Raw genomic sequence first — 22,570 nt, forward strand, 5'->3', positions numbered from 1 at the left:
CACAGGGAATTCTTTGTTTCAACAGACTACAGTTTTTTCCCTTTAAGTAATTAATTGCTCCATTGAGAAAATAGGTAATAAAGTAGCGAGCACAATAAACAAAACAATTGCACCCATAAGCAAAATCACCATGGGCTCCAGCAAGGTCAATGAAGTATCAATTAAGCGCTTGACTTCACTATCGAGGTGGACCGCGGCACGCTCCATCATATTTGACAATTGGCCACTTTTCTCACCACTAGCAATTAAGTGGATAGCCATAGGACTAATATAACCCGTGTCTTTTAAAGCCTCATTAATACCACATCCTTCCCTTACCTTGATGGTAGCTGCGTCGAAGGTTTGTTTCATAACGACATTGGTTACCAGGCTTGCTGCTACCCTCATTGTTTCCAAAACGCTTACACCTGCGGCGAAAAGTATACCAAAAGTATGGATGTAACGTGAAACATTAATTGTTTTGACCAGGTAAGAAATTATGGGTAATTTCAATAACAGGCGATGCCAGAATAATTTAATTTTTTCATTGGCAAGGCTTTTTCGAAAGCTGATAATCAACAAAATAAGGCCAATCAAGGTATACAGCCCATAATCTTTAACGAAATGACTGATATTAATTAGTAAAAGCGTCATTTCAGGCAGGGTTTGGCCTCCACTGGTGAATACTTCGATAATTTTGGGAACAACAAAACTCAGCAAAAAGCTAATGATGGCAATTGAAACAAGGATCATGATGAGGGGGTAAATCAATGCCTGCTGAACTTTTTGTCGGGTTTGCTGTTGGTTCTCTGTATAATCTGCCAATTTCTCCAATACCACATCAAGGTGTCCCGTTTGTTCTCCCGAACCTACTGTGGCCCGATATAATTCAGGGAATGCATAGGGAAATTGTCCCATGGCTTGCGCTAACCCATAGCCTTCGAGAACTTTTGCCCGCACCCCAATAATCAATTCCCTTACTTTATCTTTTTCAGTTTGCTCACTGACTCCCCGTAAAGATTCTTCAACTGGAATGCCTGCTGCAAGTAATGTGGCCAATTGTCGTGTGAACAGGGCGAGATCTGCTGCAGAAATTTTACTTTTGGCATGATTACCTGATCGTTGCTGGGTGAGCACGCGAATTTGAGTTGGAATTAAACCCTGATCACGCAAAAGTTGACGGGCCTGGCGTTCAGAATCTGCTTCCAATACACCTTTGGTTGCATTGCCATTTTTTTGCAGCGCCTGATATTGATAAGCACCCATAATTTTTATGGTTTATGTGAAAACATGTAGTTTAATCTATTGGGTTTAATAAGTCACTTAAGGTACACTATACAACCAGACTATCCTGGAGAGCAATAATGAGCAAAAATACAGTACTTGAGGCGATTAAGGAACATGATGCCAAATTAATTGATCTGCGTTTTACCGACATTCGTGGTAAAGAGCAGCATATAACGATTCCAGTTTCAGCTGTGGATAATGATTTTATTGAAAATGGAAAAATGATTGATGGATCTTCCTTTAAGGGTTGGCAAAAAATACATCAATCTGATCTGGCTCTAATGCCTGATTTGGAAACAACCAAACTGGATCCGTTTTTTCAAGATAATACTTTATTCATTCGATGCAATGTAGTTGACCCAAAAACCATGATGGGATATGAGCGTTGTCCCAGATCCCTGGCGTTACGTGCTGAAGCTTATTTACAATCTACAGGTATTGCAGATACTGCTCTTTTTGGACCTGAGCCAGAATTTTTTGTTTTTGACAGCGTGCAGTGGGAAACAAGTATTGGCGGTGCTTTTTATAAAATCGATTCTGAAGAAGCGCAATGGTATTCAGGAAAAGAATTGGAAGGGGGGAACATTGGACATCGCCCTCCAGTAAAAGGCGGATATTTCCCTGTTCCTCCAGTGGATTCTTCCCATGATATGCGTTCTGCTATGAGCTTGACCCTGGAGTCATTAGGAATTGTAGTTGAGGCACACCATCATGAAGTGGCCACGGCAAACCAATGTGAAATTGCTACCCGCTTTAATACATTGACCAAAAAAGCCGATGAGATGCAGATTTTAAAATACATCGTTCATAACGTAGCACATAATTATGGCAAAACAGCTACTTTCATGCCTAAACCCCTGGTTGGTGACAATGGAAGTGGAATGCATTGCCATCAATCCTTAATTAAAGATGGTGTGAATTTATTTTCTGGGGATCAATACGCCGGTCTTTCAGAAACCGCCCTTTATTATATAGGTGGAATCATCAAGCATGCGCGTGCTTTAAATGCATTCACTAACCCTTCAACCAATAGTTACAAGCGGTTAGTACCTGGATTTGAGGCTCCAGTACTGTTGGCTTACTCAGCAAGAAATCGTTCGGCTGCAATTCGTATTCCTCATGTAAATAATCCCAAGGCGCGACGTATTGAGGTACGATTCCCTGACCCCACAGCAAACCCCTACTTGGCCTTCGCTGCCATGATGATGGCCGGTTTGGATGGCATTCAAAGAAAAATACATCCAGGTCATGCAATGGATAAAGATCTTTATGATTTACCACCAGAAGAGCTTGTTGATGTACCTACAGTATGTGCCTCACTGGAGCAATCCATGGAGCACCTGAAGATGGATCATGACTTCCTGTTACAAGGGGATGTATTCAGCCAGGATTTCATCAATAACTACATCAGCATGAAAGAAGAAGAAATCAGTAAAATCAGGAGCCTGACTCACCCTTACGAGTTTGAGTTATATTATAGCCTTTAGGGATAAATGGTGATGAATAAATTTTTGGTTTCACTATCATTGATGATGTGCATCTGCATTTCTTATGCGCAAATTTACAAGTGGACTGATAGTCAGGGAAATGTTCATTTCAGCGATACTCCTCATGAGGGGGCGGAAATCATAACTATTCCCGAGGAACAAAGCTATTCATCACCAAATCCATCATCTACTTCTACACCCAAAGAGGAGGATGAGCAACCAGTAAAGTTAAAGCATACTTATACGAAAATTGAGATTGCTCAGCCTAAACCAGGGGCTACAATCCGTAATAATCAGGGTTTTGTAGAAATCTCTGTAGAAGTAGAACCTGAATTATTTCCAGGGGATCAATTGCAATTAATCTATGATAACGCTCCTCTGGGAAAGCCCCAAACAAATCCTCTATTTGAAGTAAATGGAATGTATCGGGGATCGCATACCTTTGCGGTACAAATTGTGGATGCAGATGAAAATGTTCTCGAAACAAGTGAGCCTATAACTATTTATGTTTTTAGACCCCGGGTAGGTATGGTTCCTGGTACTAAACCGCATTAAGTTTTCAGGGGAAAATAATAATGTTAATTGTATTATCGCCAGCTAAAAAATTATTGGAAATTACCAAGCCCTATACCAGAACTCCATCTCAACCATTATTAGTCGATCAGGCCAATATTCTTGCGAAGCTGATGAAAACAAAATCAGTTAACGATATAGCTTCACTGATGGATTTATCCAAAGATCTTGCTGAATTAAATTATCACCGTTATCAAACTTTTGATTTAAATAAAAAAGGATCTTCGCATTCCTATCCGGCTTTATTTTTATTTCAAGGGGATGTGTACCAGGGTTTGAACGCTGCAAACTGGGATCAAAAGACGGTAGATTATTCTCAAAATCACCTACGGATATTATCAGGGCTTTATGGTTTACTGAAACCCCTTGATTACATCCAACCTTACAGGCTTGAGATGGGCGTCCGCCTGGAAAATCCTTCTGGCAAAAACTTGTATGATTTTTGGCAAGAAATAGTGACTCAATCACTTAACGAACAATTGGCAGTCCAGAAAAATCCAATATTAGTTAATCTTGCTTCTACGGAATACTTTAAAGTAGTTAACGAAAAAAATTTAAAATATCCGGTCATTACCATCAATTTTTATGAGAAGAAAAATGAGCAATTAAAAATGGTTGGTATCCATGCTAAAAAAGCACGTGGAACAATGGCTAAATTTCTCATGCAAAATCAAATTGATGATGTAAAAAATCTGAAGCAATTTAAAGAATTAGGCTATGAATTCCAAGAGTCAACCTCAACTGAAACTCACGTTGATTTTGTAAGAGATAGCCGTTAGCGTCAACATGTATTGTCCAAAGTAGATGCAATTGTAGTTATATTTTATGTGGAATTTATCCAGTCGTGTACATCGCTTAAACCATTTCCCGGATGCCGGGGTGAATTGTTTCGTTAAACGAGACGATGAATTAGGATGCGGCATTAGCGGTTCAAAATTACGTAAATATGCGAGTCTTTTTCCTTATTTGATAGAGCAGGGAATTCAACACCTGATTATTATTGCCGGACCACAATCGAATAATTTGCTAGCCGCCTTGCAATTGGCTCGTGAGTTTCAATTGAAAGTGACCGCTTTTTTAATTGAACCCTGGAAATTGGAGTTACAAGGAAATTATAAATTGAGTCGTTTATTTCTTGAAGAGCATGAAATTGTATGGGTTAGCCGGGATCAATGGCAAAACGTAAATGAATTGGCCCACACCCATCTGCTGACTTTAAAAGAACCCGGGTTTGTTTTACAGGAAGGGGCGAGTGTTCCCGAGGCTATGAGCGGCGCGATATCTCTTGCTAATGACATCATGATAAATGAACAGACTCTAGGATTTTCGTTTCAACATATTTTTATCGATTCAGGTACGGGGTTTTCTGCCTCTGCTCTTATCAAGGGGTTGACTCAGTTAAATCATCGGGCGCAAGTTTACGTGGTCCTACTCGCTGAGAACGAGCTTATATTCCGTAACAAATTAACGCAATGGCTTGGATTTATTCCACAAAATTTTATTTGCCTCTATCCAACCACAGCAAGAGCTTTTGGTTCTGTGAACCAAACTATTAAAAATGAAGTCAAACGTATGGCCAGGGAAGAAGGCATCCTGGCCGATCCCATATATGCTGCAAAACTGTTCTATGAAGCAAGGAAATACATCAATACGCACCAATTGAAGGGCAATGCCCTAATTATTCATTCCGGGGGTACCTTAACAATGCCAGGATTTAGCTATCAATAGATTAAATCATAATTTCCTTCATTCTCCCCTTGAAATTCGCTAAGGCAAACCCTATATGACAAACATAATCAAAAATACGAATAGGAGATTTGGTAAATGTCGAATAAGCAACAAACTATGGGCTTCCAAACCGAAGTAAAGCAAATGTTGCATTTGGTAGTGCATTCGCTTTATAGCAACAAGGAAATATTTCTACGTGAGTTAATTTCCAATGCTTCCGATGCCTTAGACAAATTGAGATTCTTGGCGTTATCCAACAGCGAACTTTATGAAAATGATTCTGACTTAAAGATTACTATTGATGTCAATGAGAAATTAAAAACCATAACCATTAAAGATAATGGCATCGGGTTAAGCAGAGATGAGGCTGTTGAAAATCTGGGAACAATTGCCAAATCAGGTACTAAAGAATTTATGAGCCATTTAACGGGTGAAAACGCCAAAGACTCCCAACTAATTGGCCAATTTGGTGTGGGCTTTTACTCAGCATTTATTGTTGCTGATAAAGTAACTGTCAAAAGTCGACGTGCCGGAATGAAGCCTGAAGAAGGGATTGTTTGGGAATCTAATGGTGAAGGTGAATTTACTATTGGCTTTGAAAATAAACCGAGCCGCGGGACTGAAATTACTTTGCACATCAAAGATGATAATGATGAATTTCTTAGTAATTGGCGTCTCAGAAGTATTGTCAGCAAATATTCCGATCATATTTGCTGGCCTATTGTAATGAAGAAAATGTCTCAGGATGACAAAGAATCCAACGACTATGAAACAGTGAATAAGGCAACTGCTTTATGGACGATGCAAAAATCAGAGATTAGTGATGAAGAGTACACCCAGCTCTACAAACATATTTCTCATGATTTTCAGGATCCCCTTATTTGGTCACATAATCATGTTGAAGGTAAAAATGATTATATATCATTACTTTATATACCGGCTCATGCACCGTTCGATTTATGGCAACAGGAAGTGAAACACGGCTTAAAACTTTATGTGAAACGTGTTTTTATTATGGATGATGCGACCCAGTTTTTACCTCGTTATTTACGTTTTGTAAAAGGTATTGTTGATGCAAGTGATTTGCCGCTTAATGTGTCACGGGAAATTTTACAAGACAACAAGCAAGTGGAGAGCATTCGTGCAGCCTGTACAAAGCGGGTTTTATCCATGCTTGAAAAAATGAGCACCCAAGATAAAGAAACTTATCAGAAATTCTGGAATGAATTTGGTCTCGTTTTAAAAGAAGGTCCAATTGAAGATTTCACAAATAAAGAGGCAATTGCAAAATTACTGCGGTTTGCTACGACAGCGACTGATTCGGAGAAACAAGAAGCTACTTTAGATGAGTACATCAGCCGCATGAAAGAAGGGCAAGATAAAATTTATTACATTACAGCATCTAGTTATAATGCAGCTAAAAATAGTCCTCATTTAGAAATTTTCAAGAAAAAAGGAATAGAGGTATTGTTACTCAGTGACAAAGTTGATGAGTGGTTAGTTAGTTATTTGAGTGAATATGCAGGCAAGAAGCTCCAATCTATTTCCAAGGGTAAAGTAGAATTGGATGAGGAGTCTTCTGAGCAAATCAAGGAACAGGAAAAAACACTTGAACCTTTGTTGAAACACATTAAAAAAGTTTTGGATATCCGGGTTAAAGATGTATTGGTAACAAATAGACTTACTGATTCACCTGCATGTGTTGTCGCTGATGAGCAGGATATGGGATTGGAAATGCAACGTATTCTGCAAGCAGCAGGCCAGCAAGTCCCTGTGAGCAAGCCTGTTTTTGAAATAAATCCGGATCATGCTTTAATTAAACGCTTGCATGATATTCAAGATGATGACTTGTTTAACTTATGGGTAACTATGTTGTTTGAACAAGCAGTTTTAGCTGAAGGCGGTCAATTGGATAATCCAGCTGATTTTGTAAATCGCGTCAATAAGCTTCTCGTTTCATCTGCAGTGTAAATTAGATCTCTTTAAACCTGGCTGCTTGCAGCCAGGTTTCATTGGCTCTTTCTCTTAAATTTTCCTGGTTACACCCCTGTATCTTTTAGTACAAAAACGATCCTGAAAGGGACTTTTTAAAATGTAAGTTTAAGTACCCTCGATTAGGAGTATGGAAGTACCAATACAGTGGTTCCTACATCAATAAAATGCTCATTTAGCCATTTTGCTGCCCCAGGTAAAACACGAATACAGCCATGGCTGCTATTGTACTTGGGTACTTCATAAGCCGCATGAATCGCATAACCATCGTGGAAATGCATGCAATAAGGCATTTTGGCGCCACCAACTACATGCCCATCACGAGCAATTGGATATTCGTTAGATTTACAGTCTGCCCCTTTTTTATTAAATACGTGGTATGTTCCGGTAACCGTTCTGCACGATTCGTGAATATCCTGACAATAATCCATCCCACCCGAAGCGCTGCCAGTCATGACCCTGTTTCCCTGGGCATCATACGCAGCCCATGCATAAGCTTTGGGGTCAAAAATAAAAAGTTTTTTCCCATGAACGTCTTGCTTCATAGGAAATACATTGCGTCCGCGCGTATCATCCTGATAGGGCGTTGTATAATGTAAGTTACCTGCATCATCGGCAATGACATCAGGTTTATCAGTGACACAGGAGACGAGCAACAGGCCTATTAGAGGAGTTAGATATCTTATTTTTTTCATTACAAATTCCTTGGGAGCTATTCTATGGAAAAGAGTGGCAAAAAAAAGGCCCGATATTCGAGCCTTTAAACAGAAGTAGGGTGTTTCCAATTCAAGTATTAACCAAAATAGCATTTAATTTTCGAGATTCACATACTTCATGTATGTTGCATCGTTGATTCTAGAACCTACGCCATTTTGACTATCTATCAAATTGTTTACTGCCCATGCTTTCCGAATTAAATATTATTCGTCAGTTAAACGAAAATATTTGGTTCCAAAATATCTTTGGAGTTTTTTCCTAATGGTGCCACGGCTGATACCCAGCATTTTAGCAGCTTGAAGTTGATTGCCACGGCGTTTTTCCATTACTGCTTGCAGTAAAGGTGGCTCAACTTCAGATAATATCATATCGTAAAGATCATCAATGTTTTTATTTTTGTTTTCAGCAAGAAAACGAGTGACTAAATTGTAGACTAAATCTTGTAGACCTTGGTCCTGTTTAGTCATGCTTTGAGTAGTATCAGGTGTTTCAATGACAGTCATCTTAACTTCCTTATTATTAATTAAATCACACATTCCAATTGCTAACATTTAAAATGAAAGCAAAATTAATTGTACATGAAGGATAATTGATATTCTATATTTTTAAGAGAAAACTATGCATTTTTTTCGAGCAATTCATTCACCACCAGACTAAATAATGAGCGATCGGATTTTTCTGAAGACAATGACTTTTTTATCCGGGTCAATTGTGAAATCATTTTTTGGGGTTGATCAGGATCAGTATAAAAATAATCAATGTAGCGGGTTAATTCATGGGCATTGCAATCATATTGCAAAAATTCCGGAACGATCATTTTATTGGCCAAAAGATTACAAAGGCCAAAAAACTTTACTTTAATAAATCGCATTGCCAATATGTAGGAAAGAAAAGAAGATTTATAAATAATGCACATGGGTTTTTCCAGTAAAGCACACTCCAGAGAGGCGGTACCAGAAGCAACTATGATAAAATCTGCAGCAGCCATACAGTTGATCGCTTTTCCCTGTACAAAGCTTACAGGCACGTTGACACTAGAAAAATAATTTTTAATGGTGTCAGGATTGATTGTATCTGCAATAGGAATTACAAAATGCACATTGGGGTAGCGCTGCTGCAAGATGTGCGCAGTATCACGCAGGATAGGCATATGGTATTTGATTTCATTGCTACGGCTTCCCGGAAGAAGAGCAAAAATATTTGCTTCCTGAGGAAGCCCCAGTGCTGCACGTTGGGATTGGCTCGTCTCTACGGTGGTAATTTTTTCTACTAGAGGATGCCCCACAAAATTCACTGGAACCTGAGCTTTTTCGTATAGAGGCTTTTCGAAGGGTAGAATAACTGCCATTTGGTCAACGCATTTTTTTATTAGATGAATGCGATTTGCTTTCCAGGCCCAAATTTGAGGACTTATGTAATAAAGGATTTTAATCCCTAATTTTTGCTTTGCATATTTGGCAAGCCGTAAATTAAAGCCTGGGTAATCAACCAAAATAAGTAAATCCGGTTTGTTTTGATTTAAATGTTTTTTAACCGCTAAAAATGCTTTGCGAATAACATTGAGGTGGCGGATAACGGCTGTAAGACCCGTTACACCAAAGCGGGCCAAATCCGATATTATCTGGGCTCCGGCTGCTTGCATATGTTGGCCGCCAATCCCACTAATCTCTATATCAGGATAGGTGGTTTTTAATTGACGAATTAAAACTGAGGCATGAACATCACCTGACTCTTCCCCGGCAATAATGACAACATGTTTAGATTTTTGCATGACGTTCAATTAAGTTATTCTGAATCAGTTTCGTTATGGTTTCGGCGGTTTCGAGGGCGAGACGTCCATCCTCTCCGCTAACCAGGGGCGTGCTGTTTTCTTCAATGCATTTGATAAATGACTTTATTTCTTCAAATAAAGCATCTCCTTTTTCAAATTCTTTTTCGTCACGAATGATATCAGGGATACCGGGAAACAGTTCGCCATTTCCTTTTTTAAATACCGCAAACTTCTTGTTTTGGTAATCAATTGAAAGATATGAATTGGGTTGAAATATTCGCGTCTTCCTTTCTGTTTTAAAGCTTACCCGACTTGCTGTGAGGTTGGCAACACATTGATTGGTAAAGGTAATATGGACATTGGCAATGTCGATTGCATCAGTAATTACTGGAGTTCCCTGGGCCTGAATTGAGGCAATTGGGCACTTTACGATGTTTTGGATTAAATCGATGTCATGGATCATAATATCAAGGATCACATTCACATCTGCACCGCGAGGATTAAAAGGGGCAAGGCGTTCTGATTGAATAAATAAAGGATTATCCAGGTATTCATCTAGAGCCAGGCGTGCAGAATTAAAACGTTCAAGGTGTCCTACTTGTAATTTTACCTGGTTCTCCCGGGCGAGCTGAATTAATTCTTCTGCCTGAGTTATAGTTTCTGTGATTGGTTTTTCTATTAATACATGAATTCCTTGCTCTAAAAAAGCCTTTGCAATATCGAAATGTTTGTTGGTAGTAGCTGCAATACTTACTGCATCTACCTTTCCAAAAAGCTCACGAAAATCACTATAACCGGGAACCCCCAACTCTTGGGATACACCTTCCAATGCCTTCTGATTGAGATCGCAGACCCCAATTAACTCTGCATTTGGAAGAAGTTTATATTTTTGAGCATGAAATCTTCCTAAATACCCTACACCAATTACTGCGCAACGAATTTTACTCATTATCTTTATATGCTAATTTTTTGTGCGAATGATCGCATTTTCTGGATGATAAATCAATTTTAAAAGAGTATTATTAGCCAACATTAAAGCCCATGACTATACTGATTTTAATAAAGAGACATTATCATGATTATTGCCGGAGTAGATGAAGTAGGACGTGGTCCGTTGGCAGGTGCTGTGATTACTGCAGCAGTTATTTTAAAATCGCCAATTGAGGGTCTTGCAGACTCAAAAAAGTTAACCCCAAAAAAACGCGAAATTTTATCTGCTCAAATCAAAGAACAGGCAATAGCTTATGCTTTTGGCAGGGCAGAGGTTGAAGAAATCGATACCTTGAATATCCATCATGCCACTTTGTTGGCGATGAAACGAGCAGTTGAGGCTTTATCAATCAAGCCTGACCAAGTCCTGGTGGATGGTTTACATTTACCCAAATTGAATATTCCCTGTCAGGCAATTGTTCAAGGAGATGATTTGATTCCTGAAATTAGTGCCGCTTCAATTCTTGCAAAAGTTTTCAGGGATGCAGAAATGAGGGCACTTGATGCGATTTACCCCGGATACGGTTTTGCAGAACATAAAGGATATTCGACAGTTGCGCATCGGGAAGCTTTAAATCGACTTGGTCCTTGCATGATTCATCGGCGAAGTTTTGAGCAGGTAGCAACCTTGCTGTAGCTTGAATCATATAGCGGGAGCATGTGCATCCAGGCTATATGCCGGAAGGGGCGTTGCGCCCCAAATCTAATATAAACTGTTGAATAGAATCTTGTGTGAGCTGATGGACATCAAGATACCAAAGCTCGCCAAAAAGGTAACCATTGCCGTACCGCCATAACTCACTAAAGGCAAAGGAATCCCCACAACAGGAATAATCCCCATAACCATCCCAATATTAACAAAGCCGGACATAAAGAAAGACATGGCAAGACTTGCAGCCAGGAGGCGAGTATAAGTAGTTTGGGCGTTTGAGGCGATGTTTAAACTTCTTAAAGAAATTAGGACAATGAGCATGATAATGGTGAATCCCCCGGCAAACCCAAATTCTTCACTGGTCACGGCAAAGATGAAATCAGTAGCATGTTCGGGTAAAAAGTTGAGATGGGATTGGCTTCCTTGTAACCAACCTTTTCCGGAAAGACCACCTGAACCAATAGCTATTTTAGATTGGATAATATGATATCCAGCCCCTAAGGGGTCTTGTTCCGGATCAAGCAATGTGTAGACACGTTGCTTTTGATAATCATGCATTCCATGCCACACAACTGGAATCGCAGCTCCTACCAGCAGTATGAGTAATAGAATAACCTTAAAACGGATCCCGGCTAAAAATACAACGCAAAGTCCAGCAGCAGCCACCATAATGGCCGTCCCCAAATCGGGTTGTTTGGCAATAAGCAGGGCAGGGACGCAGATAATGAGTCCTGCGGTAGCCAAAGATTTAAAACTACTGGGGCGGGCTTGTCGATCAAAGTACCAGGCGGCCATCATGGGGACCGCCAATTTCATGATTTCGGAAGGTTGGAAGCGAAATAAACCCAGTTCAAGCCAACGTTGGGCTCCTTTCCCGATCTTTCCCATAAGCATTACCGCAATTAACAGAGTTAATCCAACGGTATATATCCAGGGAGTCCATATTTTATATTTATGGGGTGGAATAAAGCCCAGGACAATCATAATAAACGATGCAAAAACAAGTCTCATCGATTGACGTAAAATCATACCGGAATTTGCGTTGGAGGCACTATACAATATCAAAAGGCCAAAGCTGATTAGCACAAGCAATAATCCCAGCAAAGGATAATCCAGATGAAGCGATTTTGCGGTAAAGCGATAAACGGGTTTAGTGTGTCTTCTGTTCATAAGATTTCAGCGGATAAAGTTGATAGTAAGTATCGAGCACTTTGCGGGCGACCATGGATGCGGCAACATCATTCTCAACAACAACTGCAAGCGCAATTTCCGGTTCCTCAACCGGAGTAAATGCAATAAACAATGAGTTATCGCGTAATGCTTCCGGAATGTCCTCATATTTTGTTTTTTCGTATTGTCTGCCGCTAAATACCTGTGCAGTACCTGTTTTTCCTGCAACCGGGTAAGGAGGGTTGCGTCCAAACCGATAACCGGTACCTTCATTACTGATTAATACGTTATGCATTGCATCTGCAACAATGTCCCAATTTGCTTCCTCTTTCAGATAAATGGGATACTCTTCAATAGGCTTGTAGTGGTTAATTTCACCGCTGTCGCTGTTTACGGTTTTCGTTAATAAGTGCGGCCTAAACCGTCGGCCATGTTGGCTCAAAGAGGCTGTTGCATTAGCCATTTGTAGTGGGGTGGCAAGCATAAAACCCTGACCTATGGAAGAGATTAGAGTATCTCCGGGATACCAGGGAACCCCTTTAGTTTGTTTTTTCCATCGTAAACTGGGTACGATACCCGAAGCTTCTTCATACAGATCAATATGGCTTAAATGACCCAAGCCAAATTTGACCAGCATGTCTTCAATATTGGAAATACCCATTTTATTTCCTAATTGATAAAAATAAGTATCGCAAGAAACAGTGATTGCCCTTTTAAAATTAATCATTCCATGACCAGTTTTTTTCCAGTCTCTGTAGATGTGGCTGGCCGTAGGCAGTTTGTATCTGCCTGGATCATAAATTGTTGTTGCTGTGGTGACAAAACCTTTATCCAAACCAGCTAACCCCACAAAAGGTTTAATTGTGGATGCGGGTGGATATACACCTCTTACTGCCCGGTTAAATAGAGGTCTTTGTAAGGTATTGGATAGTTTTTTATATTCTTTGGCACTTACTCCCCCTACAAAAATATTGGGATCAAAACTTGGAGAGCTTACCATAGCCAAAACCTCTCCATTTTTAGAATTAATCATGACAACAGCTCCTCGTTTATCTTTGAGGGCTTCATATGCTGCCTTTTGTAGTCTGACATCAATACTTAAATAAAGTTTTGCTCCCGAGCGGGGATTAATTTTATCAACAACCCTTAGGGTGCGCCCGCTGACGTCAGTTTCAACCATCTGGTACCCAACTTTTCCATGAAGTACGTCCTCATAATATTTTTCAATGCCGGCCTTACCAATAAAATTAGTAGCACGATAATTGGTAGGATCAACTGATTTTAATTCTTCCACATTGATTCTTCCGACATAACCCAAAACATGTGCTGTAATTTCCCCCAGGGGATAATGACGCATCAGACGTGCTTTAATGCTGACTCCTGGAAAATGGTATTGATTAATAGCAAAAAGCGCTACTTCTTCTTGCGTTAATTTCAATTTAATAGGTATGGGTACGAAAGAGCGATTTTGTTTTCGAATTCGCTTGAAATTCTTTATGTCTTCCTCAGAGATGGAAGGAATCAATTTCTGGAGTTCCACTAATGTGTGTTCCATATCTTTAACATGTTCGGGGATAATTTCCAGAACATAAACGGGTATATTTTCTGCCAATAACACTCCGTTTCTATCAAGGATTACTCCCCTGGGCGGAGCTATGGGAATAATACTCATTTGATTTTTTAAGGAGAGTGTTTGATATTTTTTGAATTCGGAAATTTGCAAAAAGGCGAGTCTTAAAACAAGAATCAAGGATAAGATAATGAGAAAAGCAACCAACAAGTTTATTCGAAAAAGCTGATGCTGGGATTCTATTCGATAATTTTTAAAAGATGGATTTAGACTCATTGACGCACAGTCATTTAAGCTGGAACCAAAAAAGATGCATAGTAACTTAAAATGGAGTTGTTTTCTAGCTCTGAAGCCAGGGATTAACCCAGCGAATTCGCACTGCAATTACAACAAGGCAACATGTTTTACTTGTGGTAGGGATGATTGTTAATGATAGACCATGCCCTATACAAGGTTTCCAGTAAAATAATACGCACCAGGGGATGGGGAAGAGTGAGCTTTGATAAAGACCAGCGTTCATCACACAATTTGAGAATGTCTTGCGAGAGGCCTTCGGGGCCGCCGATTAAAAAGCAGAGATGGCTTGTTGTTTGGTTCAAATGTGAAATTTTAAGAGCTAATTCTTCACTGCTAAAGGCCTTACCTTCGATCTCCAAAGCGATTAGCCGCGCTCCATTAGGTAAAGCATCTTTCATCAAAACCGCTTCTTTTTCCATAATTCTTGATAAGTCCGACGATTTACTGCGACGAATCAACGGGATCTCAATTATTTTTAGTTGAATTCCATCATTAAATCGTTTGGCGTACTCATTTGAACCTTGAGTAACCCAATCAGGCATTTTATTACCTAAAGTAATAATGGTGATTTTTAACATAATTAATCAATCGATATGTCTATTTTTCCGGGTGTTCTTCCCACAAACCTTCCAGATTATAATATTGCCTGTATTCCGGTTGCATGACGTGAATTATAAAATCACTAAAATCAATAAGAACCCAATCTCCTGTTTCCAATCCCGTGCAATTTATTGCAGGAGAGCCGGAATTTTTCATATCTTCCATTATTTTTTGAGAGATTGCTTTAACGTGGCGGGATGAACGCCCCGAAGCAATAATCATATAATCAGTAATAGTTGTTTGTTTTCGAACATCAATTACTTTAATGTCAATGGCTTGATTATCATCAAGAAGCTGTAATAGTTTGTTTAATACTGGATTTTGTTCTGACATAAGTTAGCGAATCATTTATAAAAAGCGCTGAATGATAGCAGTATTTTAGCTATATAAAAAGAGTTGGAGTAGATACTTCCCTCGTTTTTATATTTTTAATCCATCCAAACGCCTTGTTATTCAGTTAAATGTACATGAGTCAATAAAAATTTAATCACTGCATATAAAACCAGACAGCATAATGTAGCAATAAACAGTATTCCCAGTTGTTGCGTAAATGCAGCGGCATAGAGAGTTTTTAATACTGCTGTATTGGTTTCTCCCGAAGGGATGGCTGTTAAAGAGGCAAGCTTCCCTGACAAAAACCCGCCAATTCCCAGAGACACGAAGAAAATACCCATCAAGGTACTCACTTTATTTTTATCCGCCAAAAGAGTAATGGCGGATAAGCCAACAGGGGATAACAGGAGCTCGGCTAATGAAAACATTAAATAAGCCGGGACAATCAAAAGCGGGGAAAGTAATGCGTTCTTATCAGTAAAATTACTTACTAGAGCGATTACCGCATAAGCCACGGTCGTAATAAAAATTGCAAACAGAAATTTTTTCCCAATACTTAAGCCGCGTTCTACCAGATTGAGTTGGGGATTTTTCTTTGCGAGAAAATAACCAATGATTAACATACCAATACTTTGAATGGTCACATAATAAGGCGGAGGAAATTGAATGCCGCAAAATGTAGGTTCAACAACCCGTGATATAAATAGAGTCAATGACATAAACATTTGAAAATAAAACGACCAGAATACCACTGATATGATGCACAATAAGCCAATTACCAAAGTCTGTCTTGACTGATTTGCATTTTCTCCGCTGACAGAATACAAAATGTATCCGGCTGAAAATACTACCACCAGACCAAAAACAATATTGGCCAATTGCGGAGAATTGAGGATATAAAAAGACAAGGACCACAGGAATAGCATCAAGACTGCCGCAGTAATGATTTTTTTATATTGAAAAACAAAAGGGTTATAATCCCTAATGTTGTATTTTCTTATCCCGTAAAAAAATACCACAAAAGCGACCACCATACCCATTGCAGCGCTGATGAATGAAGCTGCCCAGCCAAAATAATCATTTAGAATGCTGGGAAGTGTAGTTCCTAAAATAATACCGGTGGTAATCCCCATGTAAAAAATGGTAAAACCACTTTCCCGACGAGCCGAGCTCATCAGATATTCATTACCCAAAAGCGATGAAATATTAGGTTTTAGTAAGCCAGTACCTACGGCTATTGCGGCAAGGGAGGCAGTAAGTGCATTTGTGTTATCTACAAGGGAGAGAGTACAATAGCTTAAAAAAAGAACAACGGCTCCAAGTAAGACGGCTCTTTTTTGCCCTATTAATTTGTCAGCTATCCATCCACCTACTACAGGAGAAAGGTAGGTTAATGCCGTGAATGACCCTACTAAAGCATAAACTTGTTTGTCAGGCCATTTAAAATGTAATGCCAAATAAAGTGCTAAAAGGGACTGAACTACATAAAAACCATATCGTTCCCACATCTCGGTTGCGAAAAAAATACGAAGGGACTTGGGGTGTTTTTCAGAGTTGGTGTGCACGCGACATCTATACAGTTAATTAACCTAATCCCATTATATCATAAGTACATGAATAATAGTAGACAATATGCTTTCATAATGCTCACGGTAAGTTCCTGTTTTATAGAGTGTAAGTAGGAAAATAGATAATAGAAAAAGTCTGATACCTTCACAGGGTAGCTTCCAAATTCTCAAGTTGAAATTTGTATCTATGCGCTGAAATGGGTCTGGTGTATGATGCTTTTATTTTAGTTCTTATGGAGCATTTTTAATGGAAGAATTCAACTCAAATCGAGTAATTAAAGCCAATCAAGGCCCGCAGAAACAAGCCAGAAGTTGGCTTACTGAGGCAGCCCTCCGGATGTTGTGCAACAATCTGGATCCTGAGGTAGCTGAAGACCCGGATTCTTTAATTGTATATGGCGGTTTAGGAAAGGCGGCACGAAATTGGGACTGCTTCAATAAAATTGTGGAAGTCCTTAAAACCTTAAGTGATCAGCAAACCTTATTGATTCAATCTGGAAAGCCCGTTGGCGTTTTTACTACTCATGAAGATGCTCCTCGTGTCCTGATTGCCAATTCGAATTTAGTTCCGCGTTGGGCTACCTGGGAGCATTTTAATGAATTAGACAAAAAAGGGTTAATGATGTACGGGCAAATGACTGCCGGGAGCTGGATTTACATCGGTTCACAAGGTATTGTCCAGGGAACTTACGAAACATTTGTTGCTGCGGCCCGTAAACACTATGCAGGAAATCTTGAAGAGCGCTGGATTTTAACCGGTGGATTAGGCGGTATGGGCGGTGCACAAACTTTAGCTGGAACTATGGCGGGGGCTAGCGTTCTGGCGGTTGAATGTGATTTATCCCGGATAGAAAAACGTCTGAAGACCAGATACCTGGATCGCTATACATCAAATCTGGAAGAAGCACTAAGCTGGATTGATGAGTCGTGTAAGGAAAAAAATCCAATATCAGTTGCTGTTTTGGGAAATGCTGCTGAAATTTTTCCTCAGTTGGTTGCAAGAGGAGTGACTCCGGCACTCGTAACGGATCAAACAAGCGCCCATGATCCATTAAACGGTTATCTGCCTGCGGGATGGACTTTGGAGCAAGCAGCAAAGTTGCGGGAAACTGCACCAGATAAGGTTGTTGCTGCAGCAAAAGAATCTATGGCAACCCAAGTACATGCAATGCTTGAATTCCAAAAAAGAGGTATTCCTGTTTTTGATTATGGAAATAACATCCGACAAATGGCCTTTGAAGCAGGGGAGAAGGATGCGTTTAAATTCGAAGGGTTTGTACCTGCATACATACGCCCTTTGTTTTGCGAGGGAATAGGTCCTTTCCGGTGGGTCGCCTTATCGGGTGATCCGGAAGATATCTATGCTACGGATGAGATGGTAAAAAAACTCATTCCGGATAACAAGCATTTGCATAATTGGCTTGATATGGCTAAGAAAAAAATCGCATTTCAGGGATTGCCTGCACGGATCTGTTGGGTGGGGCTCAAAGATCGGGCTCGTTTGGCATTAGCTTTTAATGAAATGGTGCGTACGGGTGCGGTTAAGGCTCCTATAGTTATAGGCCGGGATCATCTGGATTCAGGTTCCGTTGCAAGCCCTAATCGTGAAACTGAAGGGATGGTGGATGGCAGTGATGCCGTATCTGATTGGCCTTTGCTCAATGCCTTATTAAACTGTGCCAGTGGTGCTACCTGGGTCAGTATCCATCATGGTGGTGGTGTAGGAATGGGATTTTCCCAACATGCAGGTGTGGTGATTGTTGCCGATGGAACAGAAAAAGCAGCACAACGGTTATCACGGGTACTTCATAATGATCCTGCTACAGGGGTGATGCGTCATGCGGATGCCGGGTATGAACTTGCAAAACAATGCGCCAAGGAAAATGGTCTTTGGTTGCCTATGGAAGATTAAATTTATAAGTAATTAAAGCCAAAAAGTTGGGGGGTGTTGTAATCCCGTATTGGGTATATTGCCCACATTATTTTAAGGAGGTAAGTAATGCAAGAATCGTTTATTCTTCAACCAGGTGAGTTGGACTTGCATTCGATTAAGCAAATTTTAGCAAACCAGCTCACATGTGTGCTTGCTAAAGATGCATATGAACAAATTAATGCATCACATCAGACGGTGCAGAAAATACTTCATGATAAAAAAACGGTATATGGAATTAATACGGGGTTTGGTTCATTAGCAAATCAGACGATTTCTGAAGAGCATTTGAAACATTTGCAGCGTAATATCGTTCTCTCTCATGCTTGCGGCACAGGGGAATTGCTTTCTGATGAAATTGTCGGCTTAATTTTGTTATTGAAGATAAATAATCTGGCGCAAGGGTATTCAGGTGTTCGTACGGAACTCATTGAGGCGTTGATATCTTTATATAACCATAAAGTTTTTCCTTGTATTCCATCGAAGGGGTCCGTGGGCGCCTCTGGGGATTTGGCACCTCTAGCTCATATGTCTTTACCTTTACTGGGTGTAGGCGAAGTACGCTTTCAAGGTAAAATGATCTCGGCTGTGGAGGGCCTTGAAATTGCAGGCCTAAAACCCATTGAATTGGAAGCAAAAGAAGGTTTGGCACTTCTAAACGGGTTACAAGTATCTACTGCGATTGCTTTAAATGCTCTATTTACTGCTGAATGTTTATTTGAAACAGCTCTTATCACTGGTGCCTTATCGGTTGATGCAGCAAATGGGAGTGATGTTCCATTTGATAAAAGGATTCAACAGGCACGGGGTTATGAAGCTCAGGAAATTGTTGCGGCATGCTATCGTGAATTATTAGCCGGAAGTGAGATTCGAGCTTCACATCTTCACTGCTCAAGGGTACAAGATCCTTATTCTTTAAGATGTCAACCTCAAATTATGGGTGCCATCTTGCATCAAATTCGTTTTGTAAGGGAGACATTACAAGTAGAAGTTAATGCTATTTCTGATAATCCCCTTGTGTTTAGTGAACAGGAACAAATCCTTTCCGGGGGCAATTTCCACGGGGAAATTGTTGCCATGGCAGCGGATAACCTTGCTTTGGCAATCGCTGAAATCGGCTCAAGCTCCGAACGGCGCATTGCTTTGTTAATTGATAAAAATTTTAGCAGCTTACCCGCTTTTTTAATCAAGGAAAGTGGATTAAACTCTGGATTTATGATTGCGCACGTCACTGCTGCTGCTTGTGCCAGTGAAAATAAAGCCCTGGCTCATCCTCACTCTGTAGACAGTCTCCCAACCTCTGCTAACCAGGAGGATCATGTGTCTATGGCCACAAGTGCTGCACGAAGATTGCATGATATGAATGATAATACAGCAACTATATTGGCTATTGAACTGTTGGCTGCGGGCCAGGGAATAGAATTTCATAAACCTTTAAAATCATCGTTACGATTGGAAGAGGTTCATAATCGATTACGATCTTATGTCGCACCTTATGATGCAGATCGTTTTTTTGCCCCGGATATAGCCGCAGTCAAAAATAAAATATTAGCTGAGGAGTTTGCTACTCCATTTTTCCATTTGTGGGATAAAAAATAGGATTTAATGTGACTATTGAAATTTATACCGATGGTGCCTGTAAAGGAAACCCAGGACCGGGAGGGTGGGGAGTATTGCTTCGTTACAAGGGACAGGAAAAAACTTTATACGGTGGAGAAACACATACTACGAATAATCGGATGGAACTTATGGCTGCTATTAAAGGTCTGGAGGCCTTAAAGCGGCCATGTACTGTTGATTTGTATACTGATTCTCAGTACCTGAGACAAGGTATGACGGAATGGTTAGCGAATTGGAAATCAAATGGTTGGCGTAATTCCAAAAAGGAACCTGTCAAAAATGCCGATCTTTGGAAATTGCTGGATGAACTGGCTTCACGTCACCAAATAAAATGGCACTGGGTAAAAGGGCATTCAGGTCATATAGAAAATGATCGGGTTGATGCTTTGGCGAATCAGGCTATAGAAGAACTAAGTGAGTAAATAATGCGTCAGATTGTTTTGGATACTGAAACCACGGGAATAGGGCACGAGCAAGGGCATCGTGTTATTGAAATTGGTTGTGTGGAATTATTTGATAGAAAATTAACAGGGAAACATTTTCATGTATACCTTAATCCCCAGCGTCAAGTTGATGAGGGGGCTTTTCGCGTCCATGGGATTAGTAATGAATTCCTACAAGACAAGCCGTTATTTGCAGAAAAAGCCGAGGAGTTTTGGCAATTTATTGTAGGCGCTGAACTAATAATTCACAACGCTCCCTTTGACGTAGGTTTTCTAAACTCCGAACTCAAACTGATTCAATGGAATAAGAAACTGGAGGAGTATTGTTCTATTATTGATACCTTGGTATTGGCACGCGATAAATATCCTGGTCAACGGAACAGCCTGGATGCTTTATGTAAACGATTTGGAATAGATCACTTTAATCGAGAACTGCATGGCGCTTTACTCGATGCCGAGATTCTTGCCTATGTTTATCTGGCGATGACAGGCGGTCAATCCAGTCTCTTCTCCGAAGTTGAAGAAACATCCATTCATGCCAAAGTTAAAAATCAGGAAGTTACAGCCCTATGTTTGGCGAATCCTGTTGTTTTACAAGCTGATAATGGTGAACTTGAATCACATCATGCTTTTATTGAATTTTTAAGTAAGAAATCAGGGGTGAATCATTGGGAGGGTAGTTAATTCCACCTGATTTTTTAACCACACAGGTTACCATCACCAAAGACAGCTTTTAGTGATGGTGTCTTGCTTGTGTGATATCAATACCTCCTCGCTTTACTGATTTCAATCAGCTTTGAGGAATGAGATATTTGATGGCAAAATCCTTACCAATACATTCCCCTAGGGATTTTCCCCAAACTGCAGCACTGTCATTATCGATTTTATCGGGAATACTGCCATACAGCTGTTGTTGGCATTTACTGATACTGTCCGGAATTTTAGCCACACATTGTTCATAGTTCATTTTAATGTCATCAAGACGTTTTTTTAACTGGGGATCATTTTCAAATCCCTTGCAAATAAGATCGGGCAATAAAGGTGTAACTGCTTTTAACCACTGCTCTTTAGATACAACTAAGGCATTATCGGTGGATGCACCAGTACTCGTGGATTTTTCCTCAGCATTCGCTTCAAAAGAAATCAGTACACACCCCAAAAAAATGTAGACAGCTGTATGCAAATATTTAGTCATGATTGAATACCTTTTAGCATCATTCCATTAAATAGTAGAACAAATAAGTTCATTCTGCCTAAAGGAAATTTGTTTTGGTTAAAAAATAATCTAAAATAAAGATGAAGAAGGAATAAACTATTAGGAATTTATTATGGAAAAACAATGTTCTACCGTATCACAATCAGCTTGTTTTCTCTTTATTTTATTTTTCATTTTTCTTTTTTGTTCTTCCTCCGCATTTGCCAACACCTTTGTGTTCAATCCCAAAACTCTTACATGGAAAGCTATTGATTCAAATGGAAAAATAGTTCGTATCGGCAAGGGATCGGGAGGCAGGAAATACTGTCCCGACATTCATAGAGGATGTAAAACACCCATTGGGGTTTTTACGGTATGGAGTAAGGGGGGGCCAGGGTGTGTTTCCAGCCGATATCCAATAGGTCGTGGTGGTTCACCTATGCCTTATTGTATGTTCTTTACAAAATATTATGCGATACATGGTTCTTATGAAGTACCAAATTATAATGCAAGTCATGGTTGTATTCGATTACATCCCAGCGATGCTAAATGGCTAAGTAAGAATTTTATAAAGATAGGAACCAAGGTTATTGTGAAGCCTTACTAATTACCTGGAAGAGGTGCAGCGAAGCTAGAATAAAATTTCAGCTTCGTTACACCCGCAGTGT

Annotated in this window: 22 protein-coding genes; 11 read left to right on the top strand and 11 right to left on the bottom strand. The window is 39.9% G+C overall.

What is annotated here, in order from left to right; genetic code table 11:
• Positions 1 to 42: 42 nt before the first annotated feature.
• Complete coding sequence (gene lspF, locus KYQ_RS03755) at positions 43 to 1,245, bottom strand: GspF family T2SS innner membrane protein variant LspF (RefSeq protein WP_010653901.1); 1,203 nt, start codon at positions 1,243 to 1,245, stop codon at positions 43 to 45.
• 98 nt (positions 1,246 to 1,343) lie between these two features.
• Here lspF and glnA point away from each other — a divergent pair, with 98 nt between their 5' ends.
• The 5 genes from glnA (at position 1,344) to htpG (ending at position 7,025) form a co-directional block, all read left to right on the top strand.
• Positions 1,344 to 2,753, top strand: a complete 1,410-nt coding sequence (glnA, locus tag KYQ_RS03760) for a type I glutamate--ammonia ligase (RefSeq protein WP_010653900.1) — start codon at positions 1,344 to 1,346, stop codon at positions 2,751 to 2,753.
• A gap of 12 nt (positions 2,754 to 2,765) precedes the next feature.
• Positions 2,766 to 3,308 (top strand): DUF4124 domain-containing protein, encoded by a 543-nt coding sequence (locus KYQ_RS03765; RefSeq protein WP_010653899.1) that lies wholly within the window; start codon positions 2,766 to 2,768, stop codon positions 3,306 to 3,308.
• A gap of 20 nt (positions 3,309 to 3,328) precedes the next feature.
• Complete coding sequence (gene yaaA, locus KYQ_RS03770; protein ID WP_010653898.1) at positions 3,329 to 4,105, top strand: peroxide stress protein YaaA; 777 nt, start codon at positions 3,329 to 3,331, stop codon at positions 4,103 to 4,105.
• 46 nt (positions 4,106 to 4,151) lie between these two features.
• Entirely contained in the window at positions 4,152 to 5,054 is a 903-nt protein-coding gene (locus KYQ_RS03775) for a pyridoxal-phosphate dependent enzyme (RefSeq protein ID WP_010653897.1), read from the top strand.
• Positions 5,055 to 5,150: 96 nt separating this feature from the next.
• Positions 5,151 to 7,025: a molecular chaperone HtpG gene (gene htpG / locus KYQ_RS03780; RefSeq protein ID WP_010653896.1), complete on the top strand. Its 1,875-nt coding sequence runs from the start codon at positions 5,151 to 5,153 to the stop codon at positions 7,023 to 7,025.
• Positions 7,026 to 7,168: 143 nt separating this feature from the next.
• On the opposite strand, the gene KYQ_RS03785 is transcribed toward htpG, so the two are convergent.
• From KYQ_RS03785 to KYQ_RS03800, 4 genes are all read right to left on the bottom strand, one after another.
• Positions 7,169 to 7,741 (bottom strand): L,D-transpeptidase, encoded by a 573-nt coding sequence (locus KYQ_RS03785; protein WP_010653895.1) that lies wholly within the window; start codon positions 7,739 to 7,741, stop codon positions 7,169 to 7,171.
• A 225-nt stretch (positions 7,742 to 7,966) separates the two neighbouring features.
• Positions 7,967 to 8,266, bottom strand: a complete 300-nt coding sequence (locus tag KYQ_RS03790) for a helix-turn-helix domain-containing protein (protein ID WP_010653894.1) — start codon at positions 8,264 to 8,266, stop codon at positions 7,967 to 7,969.
• Between the two features lie 113 nt (positions 8,267 to 8,379).
• Entirely contained in the window at positions 8,380 to 9,534 is a 1,155-nt protein-coding gene (lpxB, locus tag KYQ_RS03795; RefSeq protein ID WP_010653893.1) for a lipid-A-disaccharide synthase, read from the bottom strand.
• Positions 9,521 to 10,483, bottom strand: coding sequence for a Gfo/Idh/MocA family protein (locus KYQ_RS03800; protein WP_010653892.1), 963 nt, complete (start codon positions 10,481 to 10,483; stop codon positions 9,521 to 9,523). The genes lpxB and KYQ_RS03800 overlap by 14 nt, the downstream gene beginning before the upstream one ends.
• Positions 10,484 to 10,609: 126 nt before the next feature.
• On the opposite strand from KYQ_RS03800, the gene rnhB reads away from it, so the two are divergent.
• Entirely contained in the window at positions 10,610 to 11,161 is a 552-nt protein-coding gene (gene rnhB / locus KYQ_RS03805; RefSeq protein ID WP_010653891.1) for a ribonuclease HII, read from the top strand.
• Between the two features lie 66 nt (positions 11,162 to 11,227).
• Here rnhB and rodA read toward each other — a convergent pair whose 3' ends face one another.
• The 5 genes from rodA to KYQ_RS03830 all read right to left on the bottom strand — a co-directional run bounded on the left by rodA (position 11,228) and on the right by KYQ_RS03830 (position 16,711).
• Complete coding sequence (gene rodA / locus KYQ_RS03810) at positions 11,228 to 12,346, bottom strand: rod shape-determining protein RodA (RefSeq protein WP_010653890.1); 1,119 nt, start codon at positions 12,344 to 12,346, stop codon at positions 11,228 to 11,230.
• Positions 12,327 to 14,192: a penicillin-binding protein 2 gene (gene mrdA, locus KYQ_RS03815; protein WP_010653889.1), complete on the bottom strand. Its 1,866-nt coding sequence runs from the start codon at positions 14,190 to 14,192 to the stop codon at positions 12,327 to 12,329. The genes rodA and mrdA overlap by 20 nt, the downstream gene beginning before the upstream one ends.
• Positions 14,193 to 14,320: 128 nt before the next feature.
• Positions 14,321 to 14,791 carry a 23S rRNA (pseudouridine(1915)-N(3))-methyltransferase RlmH gene (gene rlmH / locus KYQ_RS03820; RefSeq protein WP_010653888.1) on the bottom strand — a complete coding sequence of 157 codons (471 nt, stop codon included), beginning with the start codon at positions 14,789 to 14,791 and terminating at the stop codon, positions 14,321 to 14,323.
• A gap of 19 nt (positions 14,792 to 14,810) precedes the next feature.
• The gene (rsfS, locus tag KYQ_RS03825) at positions 14,811 to 15,146 is read right to left on the bottom strand and encodes a ribosome silencing factor (RefSeq protein ID WP_010653887.1); all 336 of its coding nucleotides are present in this window, start codon (positions 15,144 to 15,146) and stop codon (positions 14,811 to 14,813) included.
• Positions 15,147 to 15,262: 116 nt separating this feature from the next.
• A complete protein-coding gene (locus KYQ_RS03830) occupies positions 15,263 to 16,711 on the bottom strand; it encodes a peptide MFS transporter (RefSeq protein WP_010653886.1) in 1,449 nt (482 codons plus the stop codon).
• 250 nt (positions 16,712 to 16,961) lie between these two features.
• On the opposite strand from KYQ_RS03830, the gene hutU reads away from it, so the two are divergent.
• The 4 genes from hutU to dnaQ all read left to right on the top strand — a co-directional run bounded on the left by hutU (position 16,962) and on the right by dnaQ (position 21,391).
• Positions 16,962 to 18,626, top strand: a complete 1,665-nt coding sequence (hutU, locus tag KYQ_RS03835; RefSeq protein ID WP_010653885.1) for a urocanate hydratase — start codon at positions 16,962 to 16,964, stop codon at positions 18,624 to 18,626.
• 87 nt (positions 18,627 to 18,713) lie between these two features.
• On the top strand, positions 18,714 to 20,243 hold the full coding sequence (gene hutH, locus KYQ_RS03840; RefSeq protein WP_010653884.1) for a histidine ammonia-lyase: 1,530 nt from the start codon (positions 18,714 to 18,716) through the stop codon (positions 20,241 to 20,243).
• 8 nt (positions 20,244 to 20,251) lie between these two features.
• The gene (rnhA, locus tag KYQ_RS03845) at positions 20,252 to 20,686 is read left to right on the top strand and encodes a ribonuclease HI (RefSeq protein ID WP_010653883.1); all 435 of its coding nucleotides are present in this window, start codon (positions 20,252 to 20,254) and stop codon (positions 20,684 to 20,686) included.
• Between the two features lie 3 nt (positions 20,687 to 20,689).
• On the top strand, positions 20,690 to 21,391 hold the full coding sequence (gene dnaQ, locus KYQ_RS03850; protein WP_010653882.1) for a DNA polymerase III subunit epsilon: 702 nt from the start codon (positions 20,690 to 20,692) through the stop codon (positions 21,389 to 21,391).
• A gap of 106 nt (positions 21,392 to 21,497) precedes the next feature.
• On the opposite strand, the gene KYQ_RS03855 is transcribed toward dnaQ, so the two are convergent.
• Positions 21,498 to 21,902 (bottom strand): hypothetical protein, encoded by a 405-nt coding sequence (locus tag KYQ_RS03855; protein ID WP_010653881.1) that lies wholly within the window; start codon positions 21,900 to 21,902, stop codon positions 21,498 to 21,500.
• Positions 21,903 to 22,035: 133 nt separating this feature from the next.
• On the opposite strand from KYQ_RS03855, the gene KYQ_RS03860 reads away from it, so the two are divergent.
• Positions 22,036 to 22,509: a L,D-transpeptidase gene (locus KYQ_RS03860; protein ID WP_010653880.1), complete on the top strand. Its 474-nt coding sequence runs from the start codon at positions 22,036 to 22,038 to the stop codon at positions 22,507 to 22,509.
• Positions 22,510 to 22,570: the final 61 nt, after the last annotated feature.

It is taken from the genome of Fluoribacter dumoffii NY 23, from assembly GCF_000236165.1.
Classification (GTDB): Bacteria; Pseudomonadota; Gammaproteobacteria; order Legionellales; family Legionellaceae; genus Legionella; species Legionella dumoffii.

Bases quoted from the DNA above. Each gene is read 5' to 3' on its own strand.
- dnaQ (WP_010653882.1), top strand. From the start codon at position 20,690: ATGCGTCAGATTGTTTTGGATACTGAAACCACGGGAATAGGGCACGAG.
- KYQ_RS03785 (WP_010653895.1), bottom strand. From the start codon at position 7,741: ATGAAAAAAATAAGATATCTAACTCCTCTAATAGGCCTGTTGCTCGTC.
- KYQ_RS03855 (WP_010653881.1), bottom strand. From the start codon at position 21,902: ATGACTAAATATTTGCATACAGCTGTCTACATTTTTTTGGGGTGTGTA.
- rnhB (WP_010653891.1), top strand. From the start codon at position 10,610: ATGATTATTGCCGGAGTAGATGAAGTAGGACGTGGTCCGTTGGCAGGT.
- lpxB (WP_010653893.1), bottom strand. From the start codon at position 9,534: ATGCAAAAATCTAAACATGTTGTCATTATTGCCGGGGAAGAGTCAGGT.
- KYQ_RS03790 (WP_010653894.1), bottom strand. From the start codon at position 8,266: ATGACTGTCATTGAAACACCTGATACTACTCAAAGCATGACTAAACAG.
- rodA (WP_010653890.1), bottom strand. From the start codon at position 12,346: ATGAACAGAAGACACACTAAACCCGTTTATCGCTTTACCGCAAAATCG.
- KYQ_RS03765 (WP_010653899.1), top strand. From the start codon at position 2,766: ATGAATAAATTTTTGGTTTCACTATCATTGATGATGTGCATCTGCATT.
- lspF (WP_010653901.1), bottom strand. From the start codon at position 1,245: ATGGGTGCTTATCAATATCAGGCGCTGCAAAAAAATGGCAATGCAACC.
- KYQ_RS03860 (WP_010653880.1), top strand. From the start codon at position 22,036: ATGGAAAAACAATGTTCTACCGTATCACAATCAGCTTGTTTTCTCTTT.
- yaaA (WP_010653898.1), top strand. From the start codon at position 3,329: ATGTTAATTGTATTATCGCCAGCTAAAAAATTATTGGAAATTACCAAG.
- rsfS (WP_010653887.1), bottom strand. From the start codon at position 15,146: ATGTCAGAACAAAATCCAGTATTAAACAAACTATTACAGCTTCTTGAT.
- KYQ_RS03775 (WP_010653897.1), top strand. From the start codon at position 4,152: ATGTGGAATTTATCCAGTCGTGTACATCGCTTAAACCATTTCCCGGAT.
- glnA (WP_010653900.1), top strand. From the start codon at position 1,344: ATGAGCAAAAATACAGTACTTGAGGCGATTAAGGAACATGATGCCAAA.
- KYQ_RS03800 (WP_010653892.1), bottom strand. From the start codon at position 10,483: ATGAGTAAAATTCGTTGCGCAGTAATTGGTGTAGGGTATTTAGGAAGA.
- rlmH (WP_010653888.1), bottom strand. From the start codon at position 14,791: ATGTTAAAAATCACCATTATTACTTTAGGTAATAAAATGCCTGATTGG.
- mrdA (WP_010653889.1), bottom strand. From the start codon at position 14,192: ATGAGTCTAAATCCATCTTTTAAAAATTATCGAATAGAATCCCAGCAT.
- hutU (WP_010653885.1), top strand. From the start codon at position 16,962: ATGGAAGAATTCAACTCAAATCGAGTAATTAAAGCCAATCAAGGCCCG.
- htpG (WP_010653896.1), top strand. From the start codon at position 5,151: ATGTCGAATAAGCAACAAACTATGGGCTTCCAAACCGAAGTAAAGCAA.
- hutH (WP_010653884.1), top strand. From the start codon at position 18,714: ATGCAAGAATCGTTTATTCTTCAACCAGGTGAGTTGGACTTGCATTCG.